Origin of the sequence: Nocardioides sp. (genome assembly GCF_041913365.1) — a bacterium.
GTDB lineage: Bacteria > Actinomycetota > Actinomycetes > Propionibacteriales > Nocardioidaceae > Nocardioides.
The window spans coordinates 433,768-445,019 of sequence record NZ_JAYSFM010000003.1; the positions used below are offsets into that span (position 1 = coordinate 433,768).

Annotated in this window: 10 protein-coding genes; 7 read left to right on the forward strand and 3 right to left on the reverse strand. The window is 66.6% G+C overall.

Annotated elements, in window-relative coordinates; genetic code table 11:
• Positions 1 to 294: 294 nt before the first annotated feature.
• Genes ACE3QY_RS10505 through ACE3QY_RS10530 form a run of 6 tightly spaced genes read left to right on the forward strand, consistent with a single transcriptional unit; the run spans position 295 to position 7,163 of the window.
• Positions 295 to 1,032 (forward strand): aspartate/glutamate racemase family protein, encoded by a 738-nt coding sequence (locus ACE3QY_RS10505; RefSeq protein ID WP_374455962.1) that lies wholly within the window; start codon positions 295 to 297, stop codon positions 1,030 to 1,032.
• Positions 1,033 to 1,077: 45 nt separating this feature from the next.
• On the forward strand, positions 1,078 to 1,464 hold the full coding sequence (locus ACE3QY_RS10510; protein WP_374455963.1) for a RidA family protein: 387 nt from the start codon (positions 1,078 to 1,080) through the stop codon (positions 1,462 to 1,464).
• Positions 1,465 to 1,489: 25 nt separating this feature from the next.
• Positions 1,490 to 2,752: a D-amino acid dehydrogenase gene (locus ACE3QY_RS10515; RefSeq protein ID WP_374455964.1), complete on the forward strand. Its 1,263-nt coding sequence runs from the start codon at positions 1,490 to 1,492 to the stop codon at positions 2,750 to 2,752.
• Entirely contained in the window at positions 2,749 to 3,237 is a 489-nt protein-coding gene (locus ACE3QY_RS10520) for a VOC family protein (protein ID WP_374455965.1), read from the forward strand. The genes ACE3QY_RS10515 and ACE3QY_RS10520 overlap by 4 nt, the downstream gene beginning before the upstream one ends.
• Before the next feature lie 12 nt (positions 3,238 to 3,249).
• The gene (locus ACE3QY_RS10525) at positions 3,250 to 6,756 is read left to right on the forward strand and encodes an indolepyruvate ferredoxin oxidoreductase family protein (RefSeq protein ID WP_374455966.1); all 3,507 of its coding nucleotides are present in this window, start codon (positions 3,250 to 3,252) and stop codon (positions 6,754 to 6,756) included.
• 2 nt (positions 6,757 to 6,758) lie between these two features.
• Positions 6,759 to 7,163 carry a pyridoxamine 5'-phosphate oxidase family protein gene (locus ACE3QY_RS10530; protein WP_374455967.1) on the forward strand — a complete coding sequence of 135 codons (405 nt, stop codon included), beginning with the start codon at positions 6,759 to 6,761 and terminating at the stop codon, positions 7,161 to 7,163.
• A gap of 25 nt (positions 7,164 to 7,188) precedes the next feature.
• Here the strand turns inward: ACE3QY_RS10530 and ACE3QY_RS10535 are convergent, their stop codons facing one another.
• Genes ACE3QY_RS10535 through ACE3QY_RS10545 form a run of 3 tightly spaced genes read right to left on the reverse strand, consistent with a single transcriptional unit; the run spans position 7,189 to position 9,936 of the window.
• The gene (locus tag ACE3QY_RS10535; protein ID WP_374455968.1) at positions 7,189 to 7,953 is read right to left on the reverse strand and encodes a GntR family transcriptional regulator; all 765 of its coding nucleotides are present in this window, start codon (positions 7,951 to 7,953) and stop codon (positions 7,189 to 7,191) included.
• 43 nt (positions 7,954 to 7,996) lie between these two features.
• Positions 7,997 to 8,884, reverse strand: a complete 888-nt coding sequence (locus tag ACE3QY_RS10540; RefSeq protein WP_374455970.1) for a sulfite exporter TauE/SafE family protein — start codon at positions 8,882 to 8,884, stop codon at positions 7,997 to 7,999.
• Positions 8,881 to 9,936 (reverse strand): LacI family DNA-binding transcriptional regulator, encoded by a 1,056-nt coding sequence (locus tag ACE3QY_RS10545; protein ID WP_374455971.1) that lies wholly within the window; start codon positions 9,934 to 9,936, stop codon positions 8,881 to 8,883. The genes ACE3QY_RS10540 and ACE3QY_RS10545 overlap by 4 nt, the downstream gene beginning before the upstream one ends.
• 203 nt (positions 9,937 to 10,139) lie before the next feature.
• Here ACE3QY_RS10545 and ACE3QY_RS10550 point away from each other — a divergent pair, with 203 nt between their 5' ends.
• Positions 10,140 to 11,183 (forward strand): sugar ABC transporter substrate-binding protein, encoded by a 1,044-nt coding sequence (locus tag ACE3QY_RS10550; protein WP_374455972.1) that lies wholly within the window; start codon positions 10,140 to 10,142, stop codon positions 11,181 to 11,183.
• Positions 11,184 to 11,252: the final 69 nt, after the last annotated feature.

An 11,252-nucleotide genomic window follows, 5' to 3' on the forward strand; every position in this document is an offset into this window, starting at 1 on the left:
GACCCCCATAGACACGCCCTCGAGGGCGTCGTGGGGGAGAGGTGGCTGCGTTGCTGGATTTCATGCGGTCCTGCTCGAGGCGCCGAGGAACGAGGTTTGATGGACTGAACGGTACACGATTCTCGCGGAAGGCATTCCGCCTCAGCCAACTACTCAAGTCGTGCCGGAGAACCCCTTGACAGGAGCGGCAAACAGGAATGTACTTCAGGGGATTCAAAACTGGATGCAATCTGGGTCACACTTGTGAACACGGAATGCTTCAGTCTCATGTGACGCCCCGAGGAGGAGGCTCAAGTGACGGTGTACGAGGCAAGGCCAAACACCATGACGTACGGCTATCCGATCGGAATGCTCTGCGCCGAATGGAACGTCCCCTTCATCCCGGGCGACCTCAACAACGCGTGGACCTTCGACTTCCCCATCCGGTATCTCTCCGTCAAGGGCGCCGTGGGAGCTGACGTGCTTGCAGGACGGGGCCAGGACTACGCCCACCTGTTCGTCGAGGCCGCACAGCAGCTCGAATCAGAGGGAGTCCGAGCGATCACGGGCAACTGCGGCTACATGGCGGCGTACCAACGAGAGGTGGCGGCCGCAGTCAACATCCCGGTCTTCATGTCCTCGCTGCTCCAGCTGCCACTGGTACGACCCATGGTCGCGCCTGACAAGAAGATCGCCGTCATGTGCGCCAGCGAATCCACCCTCAGCCCCCAGATCCTCGAGTCGATCGGCCTGACCAACCTCGACGGGATCCTCATCCGCGGCATCGACCATCACCCGCACTGGAACGAAGTCATCATCCAGGAGCGCGGCACCCTCGACGAACAGCTCCTCCGCAGCGAAGTCGTCGCGACGGCCCGAGCAGTCGTCGAGGAAGACCCCGCTGTCGGTGGGTTCCTCTTCGAGTGCACCGACCTGCCGCCCTACTCCGCAGCGGTCCAGCAGGCCACGGGGCTGCCGGTCTTCGATGCGGCGGGGTTCATCCGCTACGTCTTCGACGCCGTCGCGCCGCGCACCTACACCGGTCTTTTCTGACGTCCACCCAGCTCTCACCGCACAACACCTACCCAAGGAGACTGCATGTCCAGCCAGCTCGAGATCATCAACCCCAGCTCGTTCGGCCCCGCCCTTGCGCCGTACTCGCAGGCCGTGGCCGCCAACGGCATGCTCTACGTGGCAGGACAGGTCGCCCTCGACAACGACAACAATGTCGTCGCGCCCGGCGACGTAGCCGCGCAGACCGCGGTGTGCATCGACCGGATCAAGGTGATCCTCGCCGAGAAGGGCAAGGACCTCACCTCGATCGTCTCCGCGAACGTCTGGCTGAGCGACCCCAACGACTTCGCTGCGTTCAACGAGGCGTGGGGCAAGGAGTTCGGAGACCACCGGCCCGCTCGCGCGGCCGTCATCTCCCAGCTGCTGCTGCCCGGCGTCGTCGTCGAGATCATGCCCCTCGTCGTCCTCTAAGACGACCAGCAGACAGGGAACGACAATGAAGACAGTTGTCATCGGCGCCGGCATCATCGGCGTGACGACCGCGTACTACCTGGCTCGCGAAGGTCGCGAGGTGGTGGTCATCGACAAGGCCGACCGGGTCGGAACCGACGCCACTGGCGGCAACGCCGGCCTCATCGCCCCGGGGCACTCCTTCGCCTGGGCATCGCCGGCCGCTCCGAAGATGATGGTCCAGTCGCTGCGCGGGCAGGCCACCGCCATCCGGGTCAAGCCACGCCTGGACCCCAAGCTCGTCAGCTGGGGTGTGCAGTTCCTGCGCGAATGCACCAGCGCTCGCGCCGAGGCCAACACGCTGGTCAAGTACCAGCTCTGCCGCTACGGCCAGCAGGAGCTCGACGCTCTCGCCGAGGCCGAGGGCATCGACTACCAGCAGGTCAAGAAGGGCATCGTCTACCTGCACCGCGACCAGCAGGCGCTCAGCGGAGCTGCAGAGAAGATGCAGTTCATGGTCCGGCAGGGAGTCGGGCTCGATGTGCTCGACATCGACCAGGTCGTCAAGCTCGACCCCGCACTCGAGCGCGTCTCAGACCTGTTCGTGGGAGGCATCCACGTGCCCTCCGACGCCAGTGGCAACAGTGCCATCTTCACCGAGCGTCTCGCCCAGATCTGCGAGGGACTTGGCGTGGAGTTCCGGTTCGGGACCGAGGCCACCAAGCTTGTTGCCAGTGGCAACAAGATCGTGAGCGTCGAGACGTCAGCTGGTCCGATCCGCGCCGATGAGTTCGTCCTGGCCATGGGTGTGGAGAGCCCCCGGCTCTCGCGCACGATCGGGCAGCGGCTTCCGATCTACCCCGCCAAGGGCTACTCGATGACTGTCGACATCCTCGACGGTGACGCGGTGCCCACCATGGGTGGCGTGGACGAGGCCACCCTCGTCGCCTGGTCGCGACAAGGCGACAGCATGCGACTGTCCTCGACTGCGGAGTTCGCCGGCTACAGCCGTGACTGGAAGCACTCGGACTTCTCCAACATCCTGGCCACCGGCAAGCAGATGTTCCCCGAGGGCCTGGACTGGGATCGAGCGCGCATGCGCTCGTGCCTGCGTCCCATGACCCCGGACGGCCCGCCCATCGTCGGGAAGGGCAAGCACCAGAACATGTACTACAACACCGGGCACGGCCACATGGGCTGGACGATGGGATGTGGCTCCAGCAGGGTCGTCACTGACCTCATGCTCGGCCGGCGCCCCGAGATCCCGCTCCGTGGTCTGGAAGTCCGCTCTCACCGCGTGGCGTCGTGAGCGTCGAACCCACCCTGGATGAAGGTGTCGTGGGCCTGGGCGTGCCACTGACGTTCCACCATGTTTGCTTCGTGGTGGACGACGTTGAGCACGCAGAGGCCTACCTCACCAAGTTCGGGATCGGGCCTTGGCGCGATTACCCGCCCCTGGATGAGTACATCGAGCTCGACGTACCCGACCGCGAAGCGTTCCTCCAGCACATCTACCGCGTGGCAGACCTCGGCGACATCCAGATCCAGCTGTGCCAGCCCGCGCAGCGGCCCAGCCCGCAGCGGACGTTCCTCGAGGACCGTGGGCCCGGAGTGTTCCAGGTCGGCTTCGCAGTCCCGGACGTAGATCGAGCGCAGGCGAGTGCCGCGGTGCAGGGATTCGATCACGTGCTCGCCGGGCGGCGTGCGGACGGATCGGGCTTCGTGTACCTCGACACGCTGGCCGCCCTCGGCACACACCTCGTCGCCAGGCAGACCCCAGGCGACCACCACTGAAAGGAACACGTCGTGGCAGATCGCGATGCCCTCGACCGCCGCTACGCGGTAGGTGACGACCCCGTGGTCCTCACCGGCATGCAGGTTCTCACCCGCATCGTCCTGGACCAGGTACGCGCGGACCGAGCCGCCGGGCTGCACACCGCTGGTTTCATCTCGGGCTACCCAGGCTCGCCGATCGCAGGCTACGACCTCGAGCTCAGTCGGCAGAGCGGCCTGCTCGCTGACCACGACATCGTTCACCAGATGGGCCTGAACGAGGAACTTGGCCTGACTGCGGTGGCCGGCAGTCAAGTCGCTCACACGCGACGAGATGAGATGTCCTTCGATGGCATCGTCGGAGCCTGGTACGGCAAGGCCCCTGGTCTCGACCGCGCGATCGACGCGCTGCGCCACGCCGCGATGGCGGGAAGCGATCCGAAGGGGGGCGTCGTCGCTTTCGTCGGCGACGACCCGTCTGCGAAGTCGTCCACCATGCCCTCCGCATCAGAGTCCGTCCTCGCCTCGGTGGGCGCCGCGGTTCTCTATCCCGCCGACCAGCAGGAGCTCTTGGACTACGGGCGTCATGCGATCGAGATGTCGCGAGTCAGCGGGCTGTGGACCGCGCTGAAGGTCGTCACGGACGTGGCAGACGGAACGTCCTCAGTCGATGTCCGCGCGAACCGGCTTACGATCATTCAGCCCGATCTCGAGGTCAACGGCCGCCGGTTCCGTCACAACGCAACCGGCTTCCTGATGCCGCCGGCAACGAGCCGGCTCGAGGCAACCCTGCACACCGAGCGCCCCACGATTGCGGCGCGCTACGCAGTGGCGAACGGCCTGAACAAGCGAGTCGTTGAGTCCGAGAGCGACCGGGTAGGACTCGTCGTTGCGGGCAAGACGTATCACGACACCATCGAGACGCTGGCGTCCATCGGTCTGGACCTCGACGCGTGCAGGTCCCTGGGCATCCGCATCATCAAGCTCGGCCTGATCTACCCCCTCGACTCGGCCGAGATCGCCGAGCACGTCAGCGGCCTGGACACTGTGTTGGTGATCGAGGAGAAGCGCAGTTTCATCGAGGCGGCCATCAAGGACGCACTGTTCGGAACCGCGGACGCGCCCAAGGTAGTGGGCAAGAGGGCATCGAACGGCGCGCCGCTGCTGCCCGCCGATGGCACCCTCGACGTTGACCGGCTCAGGCCACTGCTTGCCCGGTACCTCGCCGAACAGTGGCAGGTGGCCCAGGCTCGGACGTGGCTCGACGAGAACCAGCAGGCCATCCGCCCCCTGCGCTCTCTGCCGATTGTCACGCGGACTGCGTTCGTGTGCTCCGGGTGCCCGCACAGCAGCTCGATGAAGACGCCGGACAACTCCTTCGTCGGCACCGGAACAGGGTGCGGGTGCCTGACCGCGCTCCAGGACCCGAACATCTCGGACGGCGGACTGCTCATGCAGATGGGCGGTGAGGGAGCGCAATGGATCGGCATGGCTCCCTTCCTGTCCCGCAAGCACATGACCCAGAACCTCGGCGACGGCACCTGGCACCACTCCGGACAACTCGCCGTCCGAGCGGCAGCGGCTGCCGGAATCGACATCACCTACAAGCTCTTCTACAACTCCGCCGTCGCCATGACTGGAGGGCAGGCAGCGCCTGGACGGCTCTCAGTCCCGGCAATGGCCGAGTCCATGCTCCAGGACGGCGTCGCCCAAGTCATCGTCACCACCGAGGACCTCAAGAGGTACCGCAAGGTCAAGATGCCACGAGGCGTCAAGGTGCTCGACCGGTCCGAGATCGTCGCGGCCCAGGAAGAGCTCGCACAGGTCAAGGGCGTCACGGTCCTCATCCACGACCAGGAGTGTGCGACCGAGAAGCGCCGCAAGCGCAAGCGCGGCCTCGTCGAGGAGCCGCCCTACCGCATCATGATCAACGAGCGCGTCTGCGAAGGCTGCGGCGACTGCGGCGTCAAGTCGAACTGCCTGTCCGTCGAGCCGGTCGAGACCGACTTCGGTCGCAAGACGAAGATCAACCAGACCACATGCAACCTGGACTACAGCTGCATCAAGGGCGACTGCCCCTCCTTCCTTCGAATCGAGCCGGGTAAGAAGTCTCGTCGCTCGAGCACGACTACTGAGCTCGATCGAAGTGATCTGCCGCAACCACTCCTCCCGTCGGCGCAGCAACCCTTTGCAGTACGCGTCTGCGGAATCGGCGGAACCGGCGTGGTCACGGTCGCGCAGGTTCTGGCGCAGGCGGCGCACGTCGCCGGCGTTGACGTGCACGGGATGGACCAGACGGGTCTCGCGCAGAAGGGAGGAGCCGTCGTCTCAGACCTGAAGTTCGGACCTCGCACCAGCGTGCCAGCCTCACGCGTCGCGGGCGGAGGAGCAGACCTCATGCTGGCATGCGACCTTCTGGTCGCTGCAGAGGCGTCCAACCTTGCCACCCTGGCTCCTGGTCGCACCTTCGCGGTGGGTTCCACGACTGAGTCGCCCACCGGAGCGATGGTGATCGACACCGCGGCGACCAAGCCCGACCTGGGAGTAGTCGTCGACGAGCTTCAACGCATCGCGGGCAAGGAGCGCACATCATTCTTCGACGCCCAAGCGTTGTCGGTCGAGCTGTTCGGGGGTGGCCAGTACGCGAACATGATGCTGGTCGGTGCCGCCTACCAGCTCGGCGCTCTCCCGCTTCCGGACGATGCCATCGAGGCTGCCATCGAGACGAACGGTGTAGCGGTCGCTGCCAACGTTCAAGCCTTCCGGCGAGGTCGACAGATGGTGAGCGACCCCTCGAGCCTTCCGGCGAGCAGCCACGCCAAGCCGCAGCCGGCTCTCTCAGGGGTTGTGCGCAACATCACCACAACGGTCGGCGTCGCCCCCGGTGGTGAGCTGGAAGCTCGCATCGGCGACCGCGTTGCGGAGCTCATCGCCTACCAGAACGCCAAGTACGCGCGACGTTACGCCGCCGTCGTGAAGGAGGTCGTCGAGGCAGAGCGCCCGCTGGCTTCGTTCGACCTTGTCGACGCTGTGACATTCGGCCTCCACAAGTTGATGGCCTACAAGGACGAGTACGAGGTGGCGCGCCTTCACGCCGACCCGCGGGTGCGCGCCGACGTCGAGCGCGACTTCGGGCAGGGAGCCCGCGTGTCGCTGCTCCTTCACCCGCCGATCCTGCGAGCGCTGGGCGTGAAGAACAAGGTCGCCTTCGGGCCGCGCCTGCAGTGGACGATGTCGGCGCTCTTCCGGCTCAAGGGGCTGCGTGGTACTCCCTTCGACATCTTCGGGTATGCCAAGGTCCGGCGGGTCGAGCGTCAGCTCATCGAGGAGTACGTGGCAGATGTCCGCTGGCTGCTGTCCCGGTTGACTGACGAGAACCACGCCCTCGCAGTTGAGGTCGCGCAGCTTCCTGATCTGATCCGGGGCTACGAAGACATCAAGCTGGACAACGTTCGCGTCTACCGAGACCGCCGCGCCGAGCTGATGGGCAAGCTCGAGCTCGCGACAGGCTCGTCCGCGCCGGCTCCGGCAGCGCTGTAGCGGTGAGCGTCGACCAGGACCATCTGCTCGAGCTACCCGTCCTGGCGGTGCTGTTGACGTATCGCCAGGACGGCACCGCTGTCTCCTCGCCGGTGTGGTTCCGAGCGACGGAGGCGACGCTCGAGGTTGTCATCGCAGAAGGAGACGTGAAACTGCGTCACCTGAGGCGCGATCCCCGTTGTTCACTCCTCGTCTTCGAGAATCGAGCGCCATTCCGAGGTGCTCGCTTCGAGGGACGGGGCGAACTCGCGGTCGATCGAGGCGACGTCACTCGGTTGAGCATTGCCACCCGCTACCTAGGCCCGGACAAGGGTGCGCAGTTCTGTCGCGACCGGCCCGCCGGCGTCGTGCTCTCACTTCCACGTGCGGGTGGTCGGGAGTGGGATCTGCGGGCGATCCTGCCCTGACCAATTCGGAGCCGTTCTGAATGGCTCAGCCGGTCAGCAAGCTGGTCTCGAAGGAGTAGCGGCTGGCGGCATAGACGTGTGTGCCGAACTCGACGATTCGTCCGTGGTCGTCGTAGGTGGTGCGTTCCATGGTGAGGAGTGCGGCGCCCTTGGGTTCGCCGAGCAGCTTCGACTCCTCGACAAGCGCCGTCCGCGCGCCGATGGCCTGGGTGGCGGAGTGCAAGGTGATGCCCTGGGCCCGAATCAGGTCGTAGAGGCCCCGGCTGACGAGGTCGTCCTGGGTGAATCGGACCAGGTCGGCCGGGATGTAGTTGGTCATCTTGGCGATGGGCATGTCGCCGGCCGAGCGCAGCCGTACGAGTTGGAGGATCTCGTCGTCCGGGCTGACGCCCAGTCGGTCCGCGACGTCGTCGGTCGCTGAGACCAACGCAAAGCTCAGCACCTTCGTCGCAGGGGTCCGTCCGGTGCGTGACAGGTCGTCGTAGAGGCTGGTCAGCTCCAGGGAACGGCGGAGCATCGGCTGCACCACACGCGTACCGACTCCGCGACGGCGTACGAGAAGGCCCTTGTCGACGAGTGACTGGATGGCGCGGCGCATCGTGGGTCGCGAGAGGTTGAGGACGTCGGAGAGCTCGACCTCGTTGAGGAGCAGGGTGCCGGGCGGGATCCGTCCTTCGGCGATCGCTTCTTCAAGTTGCTGGCCGACCTGGAAGTACAGGGGAACGGGGCTGGACCGGTCGATGACGAAGGCGCGCATCACCTCGGTGGATTCGGTACGGGGGTTTGACATAAAAGTCAGTATGTCGGTACGTGCTGATCTTTCGGTTGAAAGGTCATGCGAAGAGAGCGACTGCGCCTACGGCTGTGGCGAGCATGACGACCCGCTCGAACAGATCTTGGTTGATTCGGTTGATGGTCCACACGCCGGCAACTGCGCCGGCGAGGAGCGGTGGGACGAGTACCGCGTTGAGGGCTAGCGTGTCCGGGGAGATGAAACCGAGGCTGGCGCTGACGGGCGCCTTGGCGGCGTTCACGATCAGGTAGAACCATGCAGCTGTCCCAAGGAAGACCCGCATGGGTAGCCCCGCCAGGATCATGTAGAGGCTGGTGACGGCACCGGCGGCGTTGGCAGTCATCGTCGCGAAGCCGGCTGCGATTCCGGTCAGCCCAGTCCAGACTGGGCGGCTGCCTGACGGGGGCCGGTGGGCCCGCGCGTTGCGTGCGAGGGGCGCGCGGGGCGTTCCCGCGGCAGGCGTGGGCTCGGATGGGGTACCGGACGCGGGGGAGGCCGCTGGTTGGGCATCGAGGATGCGGGTGTTCAAGGGGTCCTCGTCCGCGGCCGGGCTCATGCGAGATCGCCGCATCGACAGCTGGATGACGACCATCGCGACGAGGGTCGCGCCGATCGCCCGCCGCATGAGCGTGTCGTCGGCGACGCTGAGGAACCAGGCCCCGACAGCCATGCCGGGCACCACTCCGGGAAGCAAGGTGAGCAGGACGTGCCAGTCCGCGTGGCGGTGGTACACCCGCACCGCGATCAGGTCCCCGACGCACAACAACGGGAGGAGTGCGCCCGTCGACTCCTTCGCGGGCAGGACGGCGGCGAACGCGACGACTGCGAGTGCGCCGACACCGCCCACGGCGGTCTTGGCGAACCCCACCAGCACGGCGCCCGCCGCGAGAACAACCCAGGCGTGCGGCGGCAGATCGAGAAGGCTCACCGGTCCACGGTGGTGTCAGAGCCACCCGCGGCAACTGACCTTGGACCCGGAGCCGCTGTGCTTCCCCTGAGCGTGAGATGCGGGTCGAGGATGACCTCGCGCTCGAGGGCGACCGAGGAGCCGTCGAGCCGCGCGATGAGCCGCTCGATTGTCCGCTCGGCGAGCTCGGGAGGTCGTTGGCCGACGCTGGTGAGGTTGAAGGCCGGCGTCGCGGCGAGGGCGCTGTCGTCCCACCCGATGACGGAGATGTGCTCAGGGACCCGGATGCCTTGTTGGGCGAACACGCTCATCGCGGCAGCCGCGGTGTCGTCGTTGTAGGCGATCACAGCGGTCGGAAGGCGGTCGTGCTCCAGGATCCGGTTCGCGGCAAGCTGGCCGTCGAGCTGGTCCTCTCCGCCAGTGATGACGCGCGTGTGCGCGCCCAGGCCCCGTCGTGCCATGGCCTCCTCGTATCCGGCGGTGCGGGCATCCGCGACGAGCTGCTTGCCGCCGTCAAGGTGCCAGATGTCGCGGTGTCCGATCCCGACGAGGTGGTCCACGGCCAGATCCATGCCGACTGCGTCTGAGTGCCGAACGGAGTCGACGTCCGGATCTTCGGTGTGCCAACCAACAACGACAACCGGCACCTGACCGGACATCAGGGGGTGGTCGGTGGCCGGACCGAGCATGACGAGCGCGTCGAGGCGGAAGTCCTGGAGTGCCTCAATGGCGCGTCGCTCGCTGCGGTCGCCGGTAAGGGCACTCAACACGAGGTTGTACCCGTGCTTCTCGGCGGCCGCGTAAAGGCCCTCGAGAAGCTCGAAGTGATACCGGCGGGCGGCGCCGAACAGCACGCCGATGAGTCGTGACTGCGTGCTTGCCAAGGCGCGAGCACGGATGTCGGGGCGGTATCCGAGGTCCTTGGCCACGGACAGCACCCGAGCGCGTGTGGTCTCACTGGCTCCTGGCGCTTCGCGCATGACGATGGACGCCATCGCCCGGGAAACACCCGCGCGGGCCGCGACATCGTCGAGCGTGACGCGTCGCCCGGAGTTCCGTTCGGGCTGAACCACCTCGCCAGTGTGCTGGCCCACCCGACGCGAAGTCCAATCGGACTAGAGCGCTTCAATTTGTTCTAACAAACTGTTGACGTGCCCGGGGTGTGAGGTGTGTCATGTGACAGGTGCCACACCGGGTGGCACGCCCCGTAGAGCCAAACCGGCCCGAACAGCACCGAACGCCGGATCACGTGGCTCGCAGATCGAAGGAGCAACTCGTGTCACTCACCCTCTCCCGCGCCGGCCGTACCCGGGCGGCCCTCGCCGCCGTGGCCGTCGCCACCCTGTTCGCCACCAGCGCCTGCGGTTCCGACGGAGGAGACTCCGACGACAGCGGCAGCAACAAGTCGGCGTCCGGTGACGGTCCGGCGATCTTCGTCGTCGGCGGCAAGGCCGATGACCCGTTCTGGTCCCGCGTCAAGCGCGGCGCCGACGACGCCGCCGAGGTCGTCAAGGCCGGCGGCGGCAGCGTCACCTGGCTCGGCCCGAAGAACTACGACAACCTCGGCCCGGACGCCGCGAAGCTCCTCGAGACCGCGCTGAGCCAGGGCGCCGACGGCGTCGTTGGCCCCGACTGGGTTCCCGAGGCGCAGGACGCCGCGTTCGAGAAGGTCGTCTCCGGGGGCATCCCGCTGGTCATCTACAACGCCGGCGGTCAGGACGCGGCCGACAAGCTCGGCGCCCTGAACTACGTCGGCAGCGACGAGTTCACCGCCGGCCAGGCAGGCGGCAAGTTCTTCGGCGACAGTGGGCAGTCCAACGTGCTGTGCGTCAACACCCTGCCCGGTGCCGCCAACACCGAGGCTCGTTGCGAGGGCATCGCGGACGGCATCTCCGAGTCGGGTGGCACGAGCACCCAGCTCCCCCTGCCCTCGTCGAAGTTCGGTGACCCGACCGCGGTGGCGCAGGCCATCAAGGCAGCGCTCCTGAAGGACGACAGCATCGACGGTGTCGTCACCATCAGCGCCGGCGACGCCACCTCGGCCGCCACCGCCATCGAGCAGGGCAACGTCGGCGACTCCGTCGCCCTCGGCACCTTCGACCTCGACCCCGACCAGCTGGACCGCATCAAGGACGGCAGCCAGCTCTTCGCCATCGACCAGCAGCCCTACATGCAGGGCTACCTCGCCGTCTCGATGCTCTACGCCAACATCCAGTGGGGGCTCGAGCTTCCGCAGAAGCCGCTGCTGACCGGCCCGGCCATCATCAACGCCGACAACGTCGACCTCGTCATGGCCGGCGCCGAGGCTGGCGTCCGCTGACCCTCACGTGGGTGCCGGCGCCACCCGCCGGCACCCACCGCGAGTCCACCCGGACACACACCCCAGAAG